This is a genomic window from Bacillus sp. AFS012607 (assembly GCF_002558005.1).
In the GTDB taxonomy this organism is placed as follows: Bacteria; Bacillota; Bacilli; order Bacillales; family Bacillaceae_G; genus Bacillus_A; species Bacillus_A thuringiensis_S.
Map to the genome: position 1 here is coordinate 487,851 of NZ_NTVM01000006.1, position 18,725 is coordinate 506,575.

Consider the following 18,725-nt stretch of genomic DNA (forward strand, 5'->3'; position numbering starts at 1 on the left):
ATATACGTAGTAATTGAATATTGTATATGTAATCCCATGTAGAAAGTGAATGATTACATGATTAATAGTATGCAGTTTTTATATTTGGTGGCTTCTTATTTAATTGGAAACATCTTGACCGCTTATATAGTAACAAAATTGAGACATAACGTTGATATTAGGGGTGAAGGAAGCGGAAATCCTGGTGCAAGAAATATGGGGCGCGTATATGGAAAAGGGTATTTCATCGCTACATTTTTAGGTGATGCAATTAAAGGAGCAATCGTTGTTACTGTTGCAAAATATCTTTTTGAAGATCCTACATTCGTAATGTTAACATTATTGGCCGTTATTATTGGACATATTTACCCAGTTTTATTTAAAGGTAAGGGCGGTAAAGGTATTTCAACATTTATTGGAGGATTAATCGCATTTGATTATTTGATAGCGCTTACCCTCATAGGCATTTTTATTGTATTTTATTTAATATTTAAAGGATTTACGAAGCCAGGACTAATTACGATTGCTTGTTTACCAATTTGTATGATTCTTTATTCTTATTCTATTGTTACGACTATTTTAAGTGGAATGATTATTGTACTTATTCTATATGTAAATCGAGAATAAAATGAATGTTTAATAAGTGGGGATAGTCTCCACTTATCATTTTTTATTAAATAGATAAAGGAGATAAGGCATGGGGTTAATTTATAAAGTTGCTGATCAAGATTGGGAATTTGAAAGTATACATAAATTAAATTATAAAACTTTTGTGGAAGAGATTCCACAACATGAAGAAACGAAAGACCAGTTTCGTATAGATAGGTTTCATGAAGAAAATACATATTTAATTTGTTTAGATGAGGATAGATTAGTAGGTATGGTCGCGGTGCGGGGAAAACGACCATTCTCGTTAGATTATAAAATTTCAAATTTAGATGTTTATTTGCAAGAGCATGGAGAAAAAGTGTATGAAATTCGTTTACTTTCAGTAGAACGTGAATATAGGAATGGAAGAGCGTTGTTAGGATTAATCCGTTTTCTACATCGTTATTTGCTTCTAAACGGATATGAATTAGCACTCATTTCTGCAACAACACGTGAACTAGCTTTATATGAGCAGATGGGATTCAAAGATTTCCATACGTTAGTTGGTACAGAAGCAGCAACCTACCAGCCAATGTATGTTACCCCTGCTATGTTTGAAGAATCGAGTGTTGGAAGTATTATGACGAAAGAATACACGTTTTTACCTGGTCCAGTAGACATTGAAGAGAACGTTCGAAAGGCATTTTGTACTAAGCCTATTTCGCATCGCTCTAAGTCATTTCAAGTGACAATGAACAATGTGAAAAAACGGTTACTTCACATGACAAAAGCAAAACATGTACAACTTATGTTAGGAACAGGGACGTTAGCCAATGATGCGATTGCTTTACAGTTACGTTCTTTAAAAGGGAAAGGACTAGTATTAACAAATGGAGAATTTGGAAATAGATTAGTTGGGCATGCAAAACGAGCACAGTTACATTTTGATACGTATAAAAAGGAAATGAGAGAGCCGTTTATTTATACAGAATTAGAAGAAATAATGACAACTGGAAATTATGAATGGCTTTGGTTTGTTCATCATGAAACATCTACTGGAATGTTAAACGATTTAAACGAGCTAAATACTCTTTGTAACGAGAATCAAATGAAACTATGTGTAGATTGCATAAGCTCAATTGGAGCAATACCAATAGACTTGAAGGATGTGTATTTTGCAAGTGGTGTTAGCGGTAAAGCGATTAAATCATATACAGGAATTTCTTTCGTTTTTCATAACCACATTGTAAAAATAAACGAGGCTGTGCCGGCCTATATGGACATTGGCATGTATGAAGAAAATGAAAGCATTCCATACTCACAATCATGGAATTTAATTTATGCATTGCAAGAAGCGTTGAAGAGATTTGAAGATGAAAAGGCATTTGTAAAAATTAAAGAGACATACGATTATGTTGAAGAAGTTATTACTGATATGGGTTTAAAGCTTGTTTCACCTAAAGAACATGCCGCGCCAATTATACTTACTATTGTATTGAGCGAAGATCATTCTTCTAAAGTAGTAGGCGATGCATTAGCATTACAAGGATACATCGTTCATTATGAGTCATCTTATTTACAAAAGAATAATTGGATCCAAATTGCATGTTTAAATCATTATAAAGAACGTGATATGAAGAGGATGTTGAATTGTTTGCAAATGTGTTTATTTCAGAGTGGGGTACAAATATAAAGACTTTTTCTTTTCGTATAAAGGAGCTACGACTTACGAAAACTTAGGAATAGAACATTGGAAGAGGTGTAAGTATGATAACTAGAAAACTACCATTACATATAGATAATATTAAAAAAGCTCACAAGATTCTAGATAGAAATGCTCGTAAAACGCCATTAGTAAAATCTTTTTACTTGACTAGTAAAACGGGCGGAGAAATTCATTTGAAATTAGAAAATATGCAATTAACGGGTTCTTTTAAATTTCGTGGCGCATTTAATAAAATGTCGCGGCTCACGGATCAAGAAAAAGAAAGAGGTGTAATTGCATGTTCAGCAGGTAATCATGCACAAGGAGTTGCATTATCTGCTCATTTACTCGGTATTAAGAGTAAAATTGTTATGCCAATTTCTGCACCGCAGGCTAAAGTCGAAGCAACTAGAGGATATGGATCTGAAGTAATTTTACATGGTGAAACATTTGATGATGCAAAGGCAAAATGTGAAGAAATTATAAGGGAAACAGGTGAGACATACTTACATCCATATGATGATGTAGAGGTAATGGCTGGTCAAGGTACAATTGGATTAGATATTCTTGATGATATGTGGGATGTAGATACTGTCATTGTACCAATAGGTGGAGGCGGAATTATTTCTGGTATTTCTGTAGCATTAAAATCTTTTAATCCATCGATTAATATAATTGGTGTCCAAGCAGATAATGTTCATGGAATGAAGGCATCTTACGATAAAGGAGCAATCGTAGAACATTATGAGGCGCCTACTATTGCAGATGGTTGCGCTGTTAAAATACCAGGGGAATTAACATTTGAAATTGTAAAAGAATTAGTAGATGATATTGTAACTGTATCAGAAAAAGAACTGGAAGTAGCGATGAAAGATTTATTACAACGTGGGAAAGCTGTTGTAGAAGGTGCAGGTGCATTAGCAACTGCTGCACTTCTTGCAGGAAAAGTTGATAGCTATATAAAAGGAAAAAAAGTAGTAGCGGTTATATCTGGTGGGAACGTGGACTTACAGCGCATATCAAGTGTATGTGAGCACTTTTTTGTCGCTAATGAAGTGAAATAGTTTTATGAAAGAAGAGCTAAGAGAAATAATTTTAGCTCTTACTTTTTGTCTACTGTTTATTGTAAGTAGCAATAAATTTGCTGTTTAATGAATTGTTTTATTTAAGCGCCAATTTTTACACATATCTTGAATGTTACAATAATTATTTCAATATTGTCGAAACGTAAGCAGAAATTTAATATAATAGTTTTAATGTACTAATGAGCGGTGAGGAGGGCAGGTCATGAATAAAGAAGAACAGGTCATGAACGGTTTCAGGGAATTATATAATAAGCTGGTTTGGCTTAATAAAGATAAGATGGAAGAAGGTCTTAAAGGTTTTAAGTCTTCTGAAGTCCACTGCATTGAATATATTGAAAATAATGTGGATTCTAATGTGACACAACTTGCAGAGGCTTTTTATGTGACTCGCGGTGCTATAAGTAGAATGACTAAGAAGCTCATACAAAAAGGCCTTATTGAAAGCTACCAAAAGTCGGAAAATAAGAAAGAAATTTATTTTAGGCTTACCGAAGAAGGGAAAGAAATTTATAAAATCCATGAAGATCTGCACAAAGAGTTTCAAGAGCGGGATAAAGCTGTATTTGAGCAAGTAACTGAAGAAGAATTCGACAGTATAATTAGTTTCGTGGAAAAGTATAGTAGACATTTGGATGCAGAAATAAAGAAACAAGGTATACATATTAAATCCTAATACATTTTAATAATGAAATGGCAGCCTTACTCTAATGAGAATAGGCTGCTTTTTTATTATGTTATTTTTGTTGACTAATCAACAAAACGGAGTTATCATTTTGTTGACACGACAACAAAATGTTTTAAGGAGAGAAGTTAAATGTCTATATTTAGATCACAAAATGAAAGGAAAACTGAAAAAAGCATAGATAAACATGCTTTACTATTCGGACTTATTTCTGTATTTCTTTGTGGTATAGGTTTCAGTATTATCATGCCTGTAGTCCCATTCTTAGTACAGCCATATACAAGTAATCCGGAAGAACAAGCATTAGTTGTTACACTACTAACTTCCGTATATGCGGCTTGCGTGTTTTTAGCTGCCCCAGTACTCGGAGCTTTAAGCGATAAGTATGGCCGTCGTCCATTACTTTTAATATGCTTATTTGGTTCTACAATTGGGTACTTAGTTTTTGGTATAGGAGGAGCTTTATGGGTACTATTTGCTGGACGCATAATAGAAGGAATAACAGGCGGGAGCATAAGTACTATCTTCGCATATTTTGCAGACATCATTCCAAAAGAGCAGAGAACGAAATACTTTGGATGGGTGAGTGCAGTTGTAGGTGCGGGAACTATCATTGGCCCCACTATTGGGGGATTACTTGCCAAGTTTGGTGATACTGTACCTATGTATTTTGGAGCAATCATAACGTTAATAAATGTTGTATATGGGATCAAATATATGCCTGAGAGTCTTGACAAAAATAATAGGTTAAAAGAGATTACTTTTGTAAGGTTGAATCCTTTTGCACAGCTAGCAAACATACTTTCCATGAAAAATTTAAAATGGTTACTTGTCTCAGCGTTTTTACTTTGGATACCTAACGGATCTTTACAAGCAATTTTCACGCAATTTACAATGGATACTTTCAGTTGGAAACCTGCACTAATCGGACTTATGTTTTCAATTTTGGGCTTTCAAGACATTGTTTCACAAAGTTTTATAATGCCAAAGCTTTTGATCCAGCTTAGTGATAAACAAATAGCAATTCTTGGGATGGTTTCGGAGATTATAGGATACAGTTTTATTGCGGCATCAGCTTTGTTTTCACTCTATCCACTACTTATCGTTGGAATGCTGATGTATGGTTTTGGGGATTCAATTTTCGGGCCTTCATTCAACGGGATGCTTTCAAAGTCTGGCGGTTCTAGTGAACAAGGAAGGATTCAAGGGGGAAGTCAATCTATTCAAGCTTTAGCAAGAATGATTGGTCCTATTATTGGAGGGCAAATCTATGTATCGCTTGGTCATGCTGCACCTGCTTTTATGGGTATGATCCTTATAGTCGCGGCAATAGCAGTTTTGTATAAGGGGACACATGCAACTGTATAACAGATAGATATAAGAACAAATAAAAGGGTGTCAGAACTTAGGAACACGTGCTGACACCCTTTTTGTTTACGGTTTGAGAGCTAAGAGAAATGCTTTTGTTTAGGGATTTATTCTGCAATGCTCTCATAGTGAAGAGTAATATTCAGTGAGGTTGAACTATCATTAATTACAGTTAGCTTTTTTTGAAAGTAAAAAGGTATGTAAATGACTAGTTAGTTTAATTATGCTTGTGCTGAAGTAAATAATGACTCCATTTTTACCTTGCTCTTCTCTCGAATTTCAGCATCTGCATGGCGCATAACATATTTATGCGCTACAGCGATTGCTAAAACATCATCTAATAAGCCAATCCCAATAATAGCAGCTATATCTGGAATGAAATCAATTGTTAATACGTAATAAGATAAAGCGGCTAATATTATGAATTTCGCTTTAGTAGGTAATTCTTTCTTTTTCATTGTGTAGAATAAGATAATACTTTCATATACGCTGGATTTACCGAGGTTTACAGAGCTTTTTTTGAACTTTTTCCAAAGTGTCTGTTTCTCCATATAAATACTCCTTTTACAAAAACATAGATTTTTTAAAAGGATAGACAAAGAAGTGAGAGATTAATCAATGTTATTGTTTTTCTTATTATATATTTCCATAAAAATAGGGGATTACCTGTTCAAAATAATATAATGTGGATTATGCCACGATTCACAGTGTTCCGTTACATAGTATATATATTGTAAAATGTATGTGTATGATTTAGTTATTATCATGCATTTTATAAGCGGTATGGGGGAAGAAAAATGAAAATAATAGAACTACCAATTGAATTCGAATTTAACGGGCAAAAACAATGTGTTTATCCAAGTTTAATTATAGTACATAATGAATTAACATTAGTCGATACAGGATATACAAGTTTTTTACCTTTAATTGAAAATGCAATATTAAAACATGGATATGAGATGAAAAACTTAAAAAATATAATTATTACTCATTATGATGATGATCATCTAGGGGCTTTATATGATTTCAAAGTGAAATATCCTCACATTAATATTATTGCTAGTGAAATTGAATCTAACTATATTAGTGGTGATATAAGATCAGAGAGGTTGGCTCAAGCTGAAAAAATGTTAGAACGTATGCCAAATGAAGAAAAAGAATTTGGTAAATGGTTTATTCAACAGTTAAAAAATATAAAACATATTTCCGTCGATGAAAAAGTACATGATGGTCAAATGATTTTGAATAATGAATGTCAAATAGTAGCGACGCCAGGACATACTTCGGGGCATATTTCATTATATTTTCCGAATTTAGACTGTGTAATTACAGGAGATGCAGCGGTTCAAGAGAATCGTGAGTTAGTAATAGCTAATCCGGATTTTTGCTTAGATATAGAAAGGGCGGAAAAGTCTTTAAATAGGATTAAAAGTCTTAAAGCAGCACAGTATTATTGCTACCATGGAGGAAAGCTGACTTTATAAAATAATGAAAACCGGTCTTTCCTAAATCAAAAAGATCGGTTTTTTAGTTCATATATTTTGCGATTTCAACCAAATCAGTAACAGTATATTTCGGTAAAATTGAAATGTATATGTACAAAAGAATATATATAATTTGAGCAAGGGTATAGGAGGGAGAAGATGGGTTCGTTATTTGATGTAATAGCAAATGTTATTTTGTTTTATCCTCGAAATGACATGAAATTGAAACACCATATTGCAAAATTAAGTGAATTAGAGTGGTTTCGAAATCTACATGAAGATCCGAAGTATACAAGTTTAATTTGGAGTAATAGAAAAATTAAAAAGTATATTTTGACTTCTGCAAATATGGAACCATTAATAAAATCCGAGAAAAAGCAAAAAGAATTTGTCCATCTAGTACAGGATGAATATAAAAAAAGAAGATAAGAATTTTTTTATTTTTCATATTTAGCGAAACAAATGGTACAATGAAAGCTAATGTGAAAAATAAGGAAAAGAAGTGGTCTATTTGAAAAACTTTTTAGAATTAGGAATTAGTGAAACTTTTAATCATACATTACGTGAAAATGGAATTACAGAAGCAACACCAATTCAAGAAAAGGCAATTCCAGTTATTCTGTCAGGTAAAGATATTATTGGGCAGGCGAAAACTGGAACGGGTAAAACGTTAGCATTTGTGTTACCCATTTTAGAAAAAATCAATCCAGAGTCTAGTGATGTTCAGGCTTTAATTGTTGCACCAACAAGGGAACTAGCTCTGCAAATTACAACTGAAATTAAAAAAATGCTTGTTCAAAGAGAAGATATTAATGTACTAGCGATTTATGGTGGGCAAGATGTAGCACAACAATTGAGAAAATTAAAAGGTAATACACATATTGTTGTTGCAACACCAGGACGATTATTAGATCATATACGACGCGAAACAATTGATTTAAGTAATCTTTCAACGATTGTACTAGATGAAGCGGATCAAATGCTTTATTTCGGTTTCTTATATGATATTGAAGATATTTTAGATGAGACACCTGGTAGTAAACAAACGATGTTATTCTCAGCAACGATGCCAAAAGATATTAAAAAATTGGCGAAGCGTTATATGGATGAGCCGCAAATGATTCAAGTACAAAGTGAAGAAGTAACGGTAGATACAATTGAGCAGCGTGTCATTGAGACGACAGATCGTGCAAAGCCAGATGCACTTCGTTTTGTTATGGATCGTGACCAGCCATTTTTAGCAGTTATTTTCTGTCGTACAAAGGTTAGAGCAAGTAAGCTTTATGATAATTTAAAAGGACTAGGTTATAATTGTGCTGAACTTCATGGTGATATACCTCAAGCGAAACGTGAAAGAGTTATGAAGAGTTTCCGCGAAGCTAAAATTCAGTACTTAATCGCAACGGATGTAGCAGCTCGTGGACTTGATGTAGATGGTGTAACGCACGTATTTAACTTTGATATCCCTGAAGATGTAGAAAGTTATATTCACCGCATTGGCCGAACAGGACGTGCAGGTGGATCAGGTCTTGCAATTACGTTCGTTGCAGCGAAAGATGAAAAACATTTAGAAGAAATTGAAAAAACGCTTGGTGCACCAATACAAAGAGAAATAATCGAACAACCGAAGATAAAACGTGTAGATGAAAATGGAAAACCGGTACCAAAGCCGGCTCCAAAGAAATCAGGTCAAAATCGTCAAAGAGATAGCCGCGAAGGTTCAAGAAGTGAATCAAGACGTGATTCGAGAAATAGCTCGAGAAGTGATTCAAGAAATGAAAATAACCGATCATTTAATAAGTCAAGTAATAAAAAAGGTAGTACAAAGCAAGGTCAGCAAAGACGTGGCCGTTAAAGTATGAAATGGTAATCTGGATGAAGAGATATATCGTTTGTTAATAGAGAAATCGCTATATAATAAAAAATCCTGATATAATTATTAATGCAGAAGGAGTCACAAAAATTTGTGGCTCTTTTTGTATTTAATAATAGGTTGGCGTGCATTTGCACCATAAGAGTAAAGTTTATAATTTCATTTACCGTATTTAAAATAATTTAAAGAATAAAGAAAAAATTAAAATGTGGAGCCTTTATTCGTCTGAAAGTTCAAAAAGATATATAATAATTTTCTGACCATTAATTCATGGAGGGGTATTAATGAAAACTGAAACGTTACACACACAAGAAGACATCTTAAAAATGCTTGATTCATTATTAAGACCTGCAGAACCATTTTGGAATGAGTTTTATGAGAATAGAGAAAAGGATGTTCCGTTTTTTGAAAATGTTCCAGATGAGAATCTAGTTTCGAATATACAAAAAGAGAGAGTTTCAAAAGGGAAGGTATTAGAACTTGGATGTGGTCCAGGTAGAAATGCCATTTATTTAGCGACTCAAGGATTTGATGTAACAGCAGTGGATTTATCTGTAGAAGGCATTAACTGGGCAAAAGAGAGGGCATTGGCAAAAGGGGTAGAAATTCATTTTATTTGTAATTCAATTTTTAATTTAGAGGTTCAAAACGAATTTGATTTTGTATATGATTCGGGCTGTTTGCATCACATTCCACCGCATAGAAGAATAAATTATGTGGATTTAATTAAAAACTCATTAAAATCGGGTGGTTATTTCGGATTAACATGTTTTGCAGCAGGCAATTTAGATGAGCGAAATGGATCAGAAATAACAGATTGGGACGTATATAGAGAATGGAGTCTACAAGGTGGTCTTGCATACTCGGAAGAAAAGTTAAGAGAGATATTTAAAGAATTTGAGGTAATTGAGATTAGAAGGATGAAACAAATGAAACAACCGAAAGAAATATTTGGAGAATCATTTCTTTGGACAGCATTATTTAAGAAGAAATAAGAAAGTAGATAATTGACAAACTCATCGTTTTTATAGACAATACACTTATAGGAATATACGTTCGGTTTTTTGGCCGACTTATGTTTTACATAAATATATAACAAGGGGCTGTCTCCATATGAGTAACACAAATCAAAAAATTACTACGTTTTTAATGTTTGAAGGCAAAGCTGAGGAAGCAATGAATTTTTATACGTCGCTATTTGATCAATCGGAAATTGTAAGTATTTCTCGCTACGATGAAAATGGACCTGGTAAAGAGGGAACTGTAATTCATGCAACTTTTACGCTAAATGGCCAAGAGTTTATGTGTATTGATAGTTATGTAAATCATAATTTTACATTCACTCCAGCTATGTCTCTTTATGTAACTTGTGAGACAGAAGAAGAAATTGAAACGGTCTTTCATAAACTAGCGCAGGATGGAGCAATTCTCATGCCTTTAGGTTCTTATCCGTTTAGTAAAAAGTTTGGCTGGTTAAATGATAAGTATGGTGTATCTTGGCAGTTAACTCTTGCTGAATAAAAAAGAAAAAGCGTAGCTTATTTGTTTAATGGATTTAGTTAAAAGCTTGAAAAATGAAATAACATAAAAAAGCGTTCCAACTGTCAACAGTTTTGGAATGCTTTTTTTGTGGAAATGAGTTGTTTAAAACTTACCAATTCTACGATTATTTTAAATGAATGATGGAATAGATGTATATTTTTGTTTCTTTTTAGAATTTTTAGTAATTATTAGTATTTATCTGTTAATATAAATGTAAACAACTATGTATGAACTATCAGGCAGGTTAATAGGAAAAGGAAAGTATAAATAGTTAATAAGCTTACACATTGAATGCCACTAGATCGTTTGGAGGACTAATCGCAATGGATACTACACAACAAAACAGTAATGCATGGGATAAGAAGGTTGAAGAAGGTTCTAGATACACGCAGCCTGTAAGTAGCGAGATTATTGAGAAAAGCAAATCAGGTGAATGGGAGATTACAGTCACTACGGAAAAGTCAGTTCCTAGAGAGTGGTTTCCAAAGTCATTAGATGGATTAAAGATACTTTGCTTAGCGTCAGGTGGTGGACAACAAGCACCTGTTCTAGCTGCTGCTGGAGCAGATGTAACAGTTACTGATATATCTAAGAAGCAATTGGAACAAGATGAAAAGGTAGCAAAACGGGATGGTTTGACTTTAAAAACCGTACAAGGAGATATGTCAGACCTTGGTGACTTTGAGGATGAATATTTTGATATTGTTGTAAATCCTGTCTCTAATTTGTTTGTAAAAGATGTTCATCTTGTATGGAATGAAGTTTCTAGGGTTTTAAAGAATAAAGGTATTCTTATTGCTGGATTTACAAATCCATTACTATGGATCTTTGATGATAACCAAGAACAAAAAGGTATTCTTGATGTTAAACATTCAATTCCTTCATCAACATTGGATTATTTACCAGAGGATGAAGTTCAAGATTACATCGATTCAAATCAAACAATAGAATATGCGCATACTTTAGAAGACCAAATCCAAGGCCAAATTGAAGCTGGTTTTGCTATGACAGGTTTTTATGAGGATGATTTTGGTGGGACAAGGATATTAGATAAGCATATTAAAACATTTATTGCGACAAAAGCTATAAAGTTAAAGATGGATTAAGAATTTTTGCTTGTCACACGGGGCGTTAGTCGAAGAACGCTCTTAAAATAGAAAAAGATGGTGCTTTCCATCCTTTTCCTTATGTATTTTGAGTGTCGAAATTATTCTCAAAACAAATTTTACACTACCAATTGTATAATTAGTTTTTTTATATTAAGAATTTTGCTGACCGAATCTTTTCCCGAGTTTAGCTAACAATTCAGGTTGATCGCTTTGGCTCATTATTACCTCAATAAAGATAAGTTGATTCTTATTAAAAGTTATATTTGTTAAGACTTCTGTTAACTCTGTTTCATTCTCCACTTTAAATGTTAGGCTTTTTTCTTCTGATCCGAATAGGTTCGGCAAGCTAGTATAATCCCACATCTGTATGTCATTATATGGTTGGTTTTGGCCGTGAATGGCACGTTCAACAGTGTATCCGTTGTTATTGATTAAAAATATAATCGGTTTTAAATTTTGACGTAGTATAGTTGATAACTCTTGGGCAGTTACTTGGTAAGAACCGTCACCAATAATTAAAATGTTGCGCCGTGATAAATTGGCGACCTGTGTACCAATTAGAGCGGGCAGTGTATATCCGATAGATCCCCATAACGGTTGTCCTACATATGCAGTGTTATTAGGTAGAGGGATAGCAGCACTACCAAAGAAAGGTGTTCCTTGCTCTACAATTAAGATGTCGTTTTCTTGTAAGAAATGGTACATTTGCTGCCAAAAACGTTTTTGTGTGACCATTTGTGATTTGGGATTGAACTCTTCAGTAAAAAGAGATGATTTTAAAATAAATGGCTTAACGTCAAGAGTATCTTTATTACGATGCTCAATTGAATCACTTAAATGTTGTAAAATATCCTGCATTACAACTGGACCGTATTTTTTATCTATAATTTTCACAGTGTAGGGATGGATTTCTATAACTTGTTCTTTTGTAAAACCTTGTGTGAAGCCGCCTGTAATAGTATCAGTTAACTTCACACCAATACTAATAATACAATCGACTTTAAATTTCATGTGGTACTACATCATCTAAAAAGGCAAGATTATAATCACCAGGAACCCCGAATGTATGTTCAATTCCTAATTCGTGTAGTCTATCCAATAAATATGTACTTACAGTATATTTTTTTCAAATGAATCATCTCCTAATTATGCAGTGAATGTTTCAATAGACTAAACAGGTTCTAATAAGTTGATTAAAATATTCATTACTAGATTGTGGTATAATTTACATACAGGGGGAAAGTAGATGACACAACATAAAGAAGAACAGATGAATGAGGCATTAGCATTATTTTATTTTGCATATAAAACATTTACTGAAAAGCCAGATGAAATTATAAAAGAATATGGCATTCAACGAGTACATCATCGAATTTTATTTTTTATCGCACGTTTTCCAGGGATAAGTGTAAATGAGTTATTATCATTATTAGAAATAAGTAAACAAGCTCTCCACGGGCCACTACGTCAACTTGTGGAAAAGGGCTTAATTGAGAGTAATGAAGCTACGCATGACCGCCGTGTGAAACAGTTGTCTTTAACAGAACAAGGTGCAGATTTAGAGAAAAAATTGAGCGATGTACAAAGACAACAAATGGGCGCTATTTTTTCAAAATTTGGTGAATCATGTGAAGACAATTGGCATCAAGTTATGAATGAAATGGCAAATAGTCGATCAGGTTTTGATGCTTGGATATCAAAACGGGAAATACCAGTCGATCAAAAATAATGAAAAACTTCTGTTTTTATAGTTTGAAAAAGAACAAATTTTATTCATACATTTGGCAACTATCGTTTGGTTATAGAGTGAATGGATAAAAAGATACATTACTAGATACTTTATACGTGTACGCAATGGAACAATAAAATTCACATTTCCGAAAGGGGAATTATAATGATAAAACTTGTACTTATTCGTCACGGACAAAGTTTATGGAATCTTGAAAATCGCTTTACTGGATGGACAGATGTTGATCTATCAGAGAATGGATTAAGTGAAGCGAGAGAAGCAGGAGCAATATTAAAGAAAAACAGATATACTTTTGATGTGGCTTATACATCTGTATTAAAACGCGCAATTCGGACGTTATGGATTGTACTTCATGAGATGGATCTTACTTGGGTCCCAATACATAAATCTTGGAAGCTAAATGAAAGACATTATGGTGCATTGCAGGGGTTGAATAAAGATGAAACTGCTCAAAAATATGGTGAGGAGCAAGTTCATATTTGGAGAAGAAGTGTTGATGTAAGACCACCGGCTCTTACTGAAGACAATCCTCGATATGAAGCGACCGATCCAAGATATAAAACACTCAAAAAAGGTGAATTTCCATTAACTGAATGTTTAGAGGATACGGAGAAGAGAGTACTTGCTTATTGGCACTCAGAAATTGCGCCGATATTAAAAAATGGTAATAAAGTAATTATTTCATCACACGGTAACACAATTCGCTCGCTAGTAAAATACTTAGACAACCTTTCGAGTGATGGTGTAGTTTCATTAAATATTCCAACTAGTATTCCGCTTGTTTATGAATTAGACGAAAACTTACGTCCGATTCGTCATTATTATTTAAGTATGGATGGAGAAGTACCTGAAGGGGAAATTCCGAAACATATTTCTTTTTAATACGAAAATTTGAAATGAATGCTTGTCTACATATACAATATAGACTCATGGTAAAGTAAAATTTTAATCAGTGGGGGTCTTACTGCCCACAAATAGCAGGATAAAAGACGTGGTACCTTCTAATATATATGCGATGTAGCTAAATTTAGAAGCTTGTCCATGTCTTTTGTCATAAAGAGAGCAGCTTGCGCATGTAATGATATCGTGAGTAGTTTTTGAATGGAGGGTGATGTGATTAATGATCTCTAACATTCGAATTGGCTTATTTGTTTTAGCGATTGTCTTTGTAGTCCTTGTTTTCTTTTATTGGAAAAATGAGGAGTTGTACGAGGAGAAAAAGCAACGTATTAGAAAGACTTGGTATGGTTTGTTTATCATATCTGTCACCGTGTATTTCATGATAAAAGGAATTGATTTAACCCTCTGGAAAAATCTTTTAATGTTTACTGCAATGGTTATTTTTGTTGATATTGCGTTCATTTTAACGCCTAATATTTCAGAAATATGGGGTGCGAAATTTAGCGATATTGGCAAGACAGTTCAATCAATAAAACGATCATTAATTGCATCTAAAGCGAGAGGAGAAATATACACCACAATTATTCAAAATGTTAATCCAGCAGTTTTCGGTACGATGGAATGGCATACGGAAGAAGAATATACAAAGAGCTTAAATGTATTTTTAGATTCATATGGGGAAAAAATTGGCGCGAAAATTGTTGTTTTTGAAGCGGCAAAGGAATTAAATACAAACTTTCGTGGTATTCGCTCGCAATTTAGTATTATCGTTCCGTTAGAACATATCGAGCAATTGAATGAGCAGAAAGCAGTGCAAGTAGAAAATGTCGGGATTATACCAGCAAAAATAGTAAGTGATGTTTTCATTGTTATTGATGGAAAGAAAAATAACCTGCAAGATCGGGATTTTGAAAATGTATATAATTTAACAATACATCATAGTTATTTTAGTAAATAAGGACAGAATCTTTTTCTGTCCTTTTCTTCTATACATAAATTAAAAACAAAATCCGACAAAGTTGAATAAAATTGGACAATCATTCCTACACTAGCATGTAGAGGTGATTGTAGTGGTAAAAGATTATGACAATGATTTTTTTAAAGAAGATAACGAAGATACAACAGATTTCTCTTTAATAAAAGGGGATGCGTTGCAGCAAGTAGAAGAATTAGAAGAAGAATTAAAAAGAAAATCATAAGTGTACACTCTTTCTACATTTGCTATATAATATAAATAAAAGGTTGTATCTTTTTGAAAAGGGGGAGAAGAGATGGCTGAAGTCAATGTACAAAAGTCTTCGTTTTTTAAAGAAAAAAAAGAAGAATCCAATACAGATTTCTCTCTTGTGAAAGGTGCATTAACGGAGAATATAAATCGGTTAGAGAAACTGATGAATAATAGTAGTTCAAAATATATACAAGTGAAAAGAACAAAAGAAAATGCATAGAGCATTTTCTTTTGTTCTTTATTTAATAGTAAACTTATCTTTTACTTTTTTAGGTAAATCTGTTTTCTGAATCTCTTCATAGGACTTTACTTCAATTGATGATATTTCATTTTTGCTATTATCATCTTGATCTACATAAAGGCGTAAAAACGCGTCTTCATTTAATTTATGGTCGTTTTCTTTTTTTGTACTTCTAAATGTAATTTGTTTTTTGACACCATCTTCATGATATGCGGGCAGCGTATAGTTTCGTAAGTTTCTACCATCTACTTTTTCGATAGCTCCTTCGCCTTTTATCTGCATGTAATATACATCTTTACCAATTTTATTTAGTGACGCTCTCTCACAGCCAATAGTAAAACTAAAAAATAATAAACATAGTGTAATAATTGCTGCAAACTTTTTCATTTTCTTTATCTCCTTTAATGTGTTTCTTTAAAAAGTATACGACTATTATTAAATGAGAAAAATCGATATAGCTTACAACGCCCTTATAATGTTGTATGAGTGTTGTAAATAAAATGAACAATAAAGTTAAAAGAAAGGTAAAATAATGAATCATGGTATAATGATAAAAGACTTACATACTATTTTTTCATTTTGAGAGGAGCTTGAAAAATGTATTCTACTTTAGAACAATTAACAAAGCACCCTGTATTTTATCATTTTGCAGAAATTTCAAAGATTCCTAGAGGATCAGGTAATGAAAAGGAAATTAGTGATTATTTAGTGGGCTTTGCAAAAGAGCGTAACTTAGAAGTCATTCAAGATGAAGCATTAAATGTCATTATTAAAAAAGAAGCAACAGCTGGTTATGAAAATGTACCAGCTATTATTATTCAAGGTCATATGGATATGGTTTGCGAAAAAAATCAAGCAACAGTACATGATTTTGAAAAAGATCCAATTGAATTACGAATCATTGGGGACATGTTATATGCAAATCAAACAACTTTAGGTGCGGATAATGGTATTGCAGTTGCGTATGCATTAGCTTTATTAGATTCAAAAGAAATTCCGCATCCAGCACTTGAAGTCGTTATCACTACTGAAGAAGAAACGACAATGGGCGGGGCTTTTGCTATTGATCCAAATCATTTTGAAGGAAAGATATTTATAAATATTGATTCTGAAGAAGATCATAAATTACTTGTAAGTAGTGCAGGTGGTGCGAAAGCTGTTGAAACAATTCCCGTAATTTGGGATGAAACACCAGCGAATATGGATGCATACCGTCTATATGTTGGCGGTCTAAAAGGCGGACATTCTGGTATGGAAATTGATAAACAACGCGGTAATGCGAACAAAGTATTAGGACGAGTGTTACGTGATTTATCAGCACATACGGAGTTTAACATAAGTGAAGTTCACGGCGGATTAAAAACGAATGCAATTCCGCGTGAAAGTGTAGCTACAATTTTAATTCGTACAGAAGATGTAGGGCAAGTAGAAGAAAAACTAGAATCATGGACACGTGTATTACAAGAAGAAATGCGTGCTGTTGATTCAGATGTTCATGTTACACTGACAAAATTGGATGAAACAGTTGAAAAAGTATTTGCTAAAGAGACACAAAAGCAGCTTATTTCATCATTATTCTTAATTCCGAATGGTATTCAAAGTATGAGCATGGATATTAAAGGTCTTGTAGAAAGCTCAACAAATTTAGGCGTTATTGAAACGTTGCAAGATGAAATTAAATTACGTAACGAAGTGCGAAGTTCTGTAAGTAGTTTAAAACAACATGTTGCAGAAGAAATCAAATATATTGCTGAATTAGTTGGTGCTACATTTGAAATAGAGTCAGAGTATCCAGAATGGCCATACAATCCAAACTCACAAATTCGTAATTTATTTGAAAAAGTACATCAAGAAAAATACAATAAAGAAATTGAAATCTTCGCTGTACATGCGGGGATTGAGTGTAGCGCATTCGTTCAAAAGATGCCTGAATTAGATGCAATTTCATTCGGACCAGACATCTTTAACGTCCACACTCCAGATGAACATATCAGTATCTCTTCTGTAGTGAATAACTGGGGATTCTTCGTTGATGTAATGAAGGTTACGAAAGAATTAGCTAAGTAATAACGACGAAATAAAAAGGAGCCTATAAAAATTTATAGGCTCCTTTTTTGTATTGGAATTTATCTCGCTATTTGCCGGGCAGTAAGACTCCCACCTCAAAATCCAGCGAGAGCAAAGAAGTTAGGTGGGGATCGGGCAGCCCGTAAAAGCCCGATTAGTTTAACTAATAATCAGTGAGGGATGAATAAAACCCCCACTGATTAAAGTTTTACTTTATGAGAAGTCATTTTTCGTTAGTATGTAATATTAAGCTTGAACAATTAATAAGGATGAATTGTTGATGTTTTTTAGTACTGATGAAGGGGTGGAGAAATGAAGGGAAGAAAGCATTTTATTGTTTGTATGGTTTTATTGTTCTTCACATTTAGTTTTATTGGTGTTCAGAAAATAATAGCAGAAGAAGTTGAATTTTCAGGGACAACAGCTCCATTGAATGTAAATGTTAGAGAGGCGAAAAGTTTGAATGCAAATATTGTAGATGTGATTCCCGGAAATACAAAAGTATCTTTTAAAGGATGGGAGTATGGTGAAGCGGTTAAAGATTACTGGACAGGAAATTTAGATAATCGTTGGTTTTACTATTTTAAAGATGGAAAAAAAGTATATGTAACGTCAGCGTATATTAATGGAAATCCTCCAAGTACACCAATAGACCGTAAATTATCTGTACCTAACATATTACAAGAAAGATCAAATTGGTGTTGGGCAGGCACTTCGGTTTCAGTTTTAAATTATTTTGGGAAAACTCCTTCACAAGATCAGTACGTTAGGTATGTTAAGGGTGGATCATATAATAATCCTGCAACTTCACGTGAAATACAATATGGATTATCGGGATATGGTGTTAGTTCAGCTATAAGTTCTGGAGCAAAATCGTATGATTGGTTCAAAAGTCAAATTAATAGTAATCAGCCGATGATTGTACTCATTATGTGGCAAAATGGAGCTAACATCGGACACTTTCTAGTACTTGATGGATTTTATAAAGGGACAAATGGAACAGATTATATAACGTACATGGACCCTTGGTATGGTGATCATTATAATCATAATTTCAGTACGTTCCATAACAATAATAATTTTTGGTGGAGTGAAACTGTTTATAATATCCATGCAAACTAATA

The 18,725-nt window shown here is 33.4% G+C and carries 21 protein-coding genes and 1 pseudogene; 18 read left to right on the top strand and 4 right to left on the bottom strand.

Annotation, left to right across the window (positions count from 1 at the left end):
- Nucleotides 1-57: 57 nt before the first annotated feature.
- The 5 genes from plsY (at nt 58) to CN409_RS07210 (ending at nt 5,407) form a co-directional block, all read left to right on the top strand.
- Nucleotides 58-606, top strand: coding sequence for a glycerol-3-phosphate 1-O-acyltransferase PlsY (gene plsY / locus CN409_RS07190; RefSeq protein WP_000610879.1), 549 nt, complete (start codon nt 58-60; stop codon nt 604-606).
- Nucleotides 607-676: 70 nt separating this feature from the next.
- Complete coding sequence (locus CN409_RS07195) at nt 677-2,260, top strand: aminotransferase class V-fold PLP-dependent enzyme (RefSeq protein ID WP_097981663.1); 1,584 nt, start codon at nt 677-679, stop codon at nt 2,258-2,260.
- 74 nt (nt 2,261-2,334) lie between these two features.
- The gene (gene tdcB, locus CN409_RS07200; protein WP_000632966.1) at nt 2,335-3,336 is read left to right on the top strand and encodes a bifunctional threonine ammonia-lyase/L-serine ammonia-lyase TdcB; all 1,002 of its coding nucleotides are present in this window, start codon (nt 2,335-2,337) and stop codon (nt 3,334-3,336) included.
- A gap of 223 nt (nt 3,337-3,559) precedes the next feature.
- Nucleotides 3,560-4,030 (top strand): MarR family transcriptional regulator, encoded by a 471-nt coding sequence (locus tag CN409_RS07205; protein WP_001030909.1) that lies wholly within the window; start codon nt 3,560-3,562, stop codon nt 4,028-4,030.
- Between the two features lie 141 nt (nt 4,031-4,171).
- Nucleotides 4,172-5,407 carry an MFS transporter gene (locus tag CN409_RS07210; RefSeq protein WP_097981661.1) on the top strand — a complete coding sequence of 412 codons (1,236 nt, stop codon included), beginning with the start codon at nt 4,172-4,174 and terminating at the stop codon, nt 5,405-5,407.
- A 221-nt stretch (nt 5,408-5,628) separates the two neighbouring features.
- Here the strand turns inward: CN409_RS07210 and CN409_RS07215 are convergent, their stop codons facing one another.
- Complete coding sequence (locus CN409_RS07215) at nt 5,629-5,958, bottom strand: YkvA family protein (RefSeq protein WP_000415089.1); 330 nt, start codon at nt 5,956-5,958, stop codon at nt 5,629-5,631.
- Between the two features lie 246 nt (nt 5,959-6,204).
- Here CN409_RS07215 and CN409_RS07220 point away from each other — a divergent pair, with 246 nt between their 5' ends.
- From CN409_RS07220 to CN409_RS07245, 6 genes are all read left to right on the top strand, one after another.
- Nucleotides 6,205-6,891 (top strand): MBL fold metallo-hydrolase, encoded by a 687-nt coding sequence (locus tag CN409_RS07220; protein WP_086391136.1) that lies wholly within the window; start codon nt 6,205-6,207, stop codon nt 6,889-6,891.
- A 159-nt stretch (nt 6,892-7,050) separates the two neighbouring features.
- Nucleotides 7,051-7,320 carry a hypothetical protein gene (locus CN409_RS07225; RefSeq protein ID WP_000535041.1) on the top strand — a complete coding sequence of 90 codons (270 nt, stop codon included), beginning with the start codon at nt 7,051-7,053 and terminating at the stop codon, nt 7,318-7,320.
- A 73-nt stretch (nt 7,321-7,393) separates the two neighbouring features.
- Entirely contained in the window at nt 7,394-8,746 is a 1,353-nt protein-coding gene (locus tag CN409_RS07230; RefSeq protein WP_002082792.1) for a DEAD/DEAH box helicase, read from the top strand.
- Nucleotides 8,747-9,048: 302 nt separating this feature from the next.
- Nucleotides 9,049-9,759 (top strand): class I SAM-dependent methyltransferase, encoded by a 711-nt coding sequence (locus tag CN409_RS07235; protein ID WP_000846297.1) that lies wholly within the window; start codon nt 9,049-9,051, stop codon nt 9,757-9,759.
- A gap of 118 nt (nt 9,760-9,877) precedes the next feature.
- Nucleotides 9,878-10,285, top strand: a complete 408-nt coding sequence (locus tag CN409_RS07240; RefSeq protein WP_000072495.1) for a VOC family protein — start codon at nt 9,878-9,880, stop codon at nt 10,283-10,285.
- A 344-nt stretch (nt 10,286-10,629) separates the two neighbouring features.
- Complete coding sequence (locus tag CN409_RS07245; protein WP_000381782.1) at nt 10,630-11,412, top strand: class I SAM-dependent methyltransferase; 783 nt, start codon at nt 10,630-10,632, stop codon at nt 11,410-11,412.
- A gap of 153 nt (nt 11,413-11,565) precedes the next feature.
- On the opposite strand, the pseudogene CN409_RS07250 reads toward CN409_RS07245, so the two are convergent.
- Both CN409_RS07250 and CN409_RS32755 read right to left on the bottom strand, forming a co-directional pair.
- Nucleotides 11,566-12,411, bottom strand: a pseudogene (locus CN409_RS07250) (thiamine pyrophosphate-dependent enzyme); the annotation flags it as partial.
- A 4-nt stretch (nt 12,412-12,415) separates the two neighbouring features.
- Nucleotides 12,416-12,514, bottom strand: a complete 99-nt coding sequence (locus tag CN409_RS32755) for a hypothetical protein (RefSeq protein WP_097981660.1) — start codon at nt 12,512-12,514, stop codon at nt 12,416-12,418.
- Between the two features lie 147 nt (nt 12,515-12,661).
- On the opposite strand from CN409_RS32755, the gene CN409_RS07260 reads away from it, so the two are divergent.
- From CN409_RS07260 to spoIISB, 5 genes are all read left to right on the top strand, one after another.
- Entirely contained in the window at nt 12,662-13,144 is a 483-nt protein-coding gene (locus CN409_RS07260; protein ID WP_000191905.1) for a MarR family winged helix-turn-helix transcriptional regulator, read from the top strand.
- Nucleotides 13,145-13,309: 165 nt separating this feature from the next.
- Nucleotides 13,310-14,047 carry a 2,3-diphosphoglycerate-dependent phosphoglycerate mutase gene (gene gpmA, locus CN409_RS07265; RefSeq protein WP_086391139.1) on the top strand — a complete coding sequence of 246 codons (738 nt, stop codon included), beginning with the start codon at nt 13,310-13,312 and terminating at the stop codon, nt 14,045-14,047.
- Between the two features lie 238 nt (nt 14,048-14,285).
- Nucleotides 14,286-15,023, top strand: coding sequence for a type II toxin-antitoxin system SpoIISA family toxin (locus tag CN409_RS07275; RefSeq protein WP_000624981.1), 738 nt, complete (start codon nt 14,286-14,288; stop codon nt 15,021-15,023).
- A 112-nt stretch (nt 15,024-15,135) separates the two neighbouring features.
- Entirely contained in the window at nt 15,136-15,264 is a 129-nt protein-coding gene (locus CN409_RS07280; RefSeq protein WP_000237817.1) for a hypothetical protein, read from the top strand.
- Nucleotides 15,265-15,336: 72 nt separating this feature from the next.
- Entirely contained in the window at nt 15,337-15,513 is a 177-nt protein-coding gene (spoIISB, locus tag CN409_RS07285; protein ID WP_000852629.1) for a stage II sporulation protein SB, read from the top strand.
- Between the two features lie 18 nt (nt 15,514-15,531).
- Here spoIISB and CN409_RS07290 read toward each other — a convergent pair whose 3' ends face one another.
- Nucleotides 15,532-15,921, bottom strand: a complete 390-nt coding sequence (locus tag CN409_RS07290) for a YxeA family protein (protein WP_000712655.1) — start codon at nt 15,919-15,921, stop codon at nt 15,532-15,534.
- Between the two features lie 210 nt (nt 15,922-16,131).
- Here CN409_RS07290 and pepD point away from each other — a divergent pair, with 210 nt between their 5' ends.
- Both pepD and CN409_RS07300 read left to right on the top strand, forming a co-directional pair.
- Complete coding sequence (gene pepD, locus CN409_RS07295) at nt 16,132-17,601, top strand: beta-Ala-His dipeptidase (protein WP_000287541.1); 1,470 nt, start codon at nt 16,132-16,134, stop codon at nt 17,599-17,601.
- Nucleotides 17,602-17,913: 312 nt separating this feature from the next.
- Nucleotides 17,914-18,723: a papain-like cysteine protease family protein gene (locus CN409_RS07300; protein WP_000678376.1), complete on the top strand. Its 810-nt coding sequence runs from the start codon at nt 17,914-17,916 to the stop codon at nt 18,721-18,723.
- Nucleotides 18,724-18,725: the final 2 nt, after the last annotated feature.

Excerpts from the sequence above, each read along its gene's own strand:
- plsY (WP_000610879.1), top strand. The coding sequence starts at position 58 with ATGATTAATAGTATGCAGTTTTTATATTTGGTGGCTTCTTATTTAATT.
- CN409_RS07195 (WP_097981663.1), top strand. The coding sequence starts at position 677 with ATGGGGTTAATTTATAAAGTTGCTGATCAAGATTGGGAATTTGAAAGT.
- tdcB (WP_000632966.1), top strand. The coding sequence starts at position 2,335 with ATGATAACTAGAAAACTACCATTACATATAGATAATATTAAAAAAGCT.
- CN409_RS07205 (WP_001030909.1), top strand. The coding sequence starts at position 3,560 with ATGAATAAAGAAGAACAGGTCATGAACGGTTTCAGGGAATTATATAAT.
- CN409_RS07210 (WP_097981661.1), top strand. The coding sequence starts at position 4,172 with ATGTCTATATTTAGATCACAAAATGAAAGGAAAACTGAAAAAAGCATA.
- CN409_RS07215 (WP_000415089.1), bottom strand. The coding sequence starts at position 5,958 with ATGGAGAAACAGACACTTTGGAAAAAGTTCAAAAAAAGCTCTGTAAAC.
- CN409_RS07220 (WP_086391136.1), top strand. The coding sequence starts at position 6,205 with ATGAAAATAATAGAACTACCAATTGAATTCGAATTTAACGGGCAAAAA.
- CN409_RS07225 (WP_000535041.1), top strand. The coding sequence starts at position 7,051 with ATGGGTTCGTTATTTGATGTAATAGCAAATGTTATTTTGTTTTATCCT.
- CN409_RS07235 (WP_000846297.1), top strand. The coding sequence starts at position 9,049 with ATGAAAACTGAAACGTTACACACACAAGAAGACATCTTAAAAATGCTT.
- CN409_RS07240 (WP_000072495.1), top strand. The coding sequence starts at position 9,878 with ATGAGTAACACAAATCAAAAAATTACTACGTTTTTAATGTTTGAAGGC.
- CN409_RS07245 (WP_000381782.1), top strand. The coding sequence starts at position 10,630 with ATGGATACTACACAACAAAACAGTAATGCATGGGATAAGAAGGTTGAA.
- CN409_RS07260 (WP_000191905.1), top strand. The coding sequence starts at position 12,662 with ATGACACAACATAAAGAAGAACAGATGAATGAGGCATTAGCATTATTT.
- gpmA (WP_086391139.1), top strand. The coding sequence starts at position 13,310 with ATGATAAAACTTGTACTTATTCGTCACGGACAAAGTTTATGGAATCTT.
- CN409_RS07275 (WP_000624981.1), top strand. The coding sequence starts at position 14,286 with ATGATCTCTAACATTCGAATTGGCTTATTTGTTTTAGCGATTGTCTTT.
- spoIISB (WP_000852629.1), top strand. The coding sequence starts at position 15,337 with ATGGCTGAAGTCAATGTACAAAAGTCTTCGTTTTTTAAAGAAAAAAAA.
- CN409_RS07290 (WP_000712655.1), bottom strand. The coding sequence starts at position 15,921 with ATGAAAAAGTTTGCAGCAATTATTACACTATGTTTATTATTTTTTAGT.
- pepD (WP_000287541.1), top strand. The coding sequence starts at position 16,132 with ATGTATTCTACTTTAGAACAATTAACAAAGCACCCTGTATTTTATCAT.
- CN409_RS07300 (WP_000678376.1), top strand. The coding sequence starts at position 17,914 with ATGAAGGGAAGAAAGCATTTTATTGTTTGTATGGTTTTATTGTTCTTC.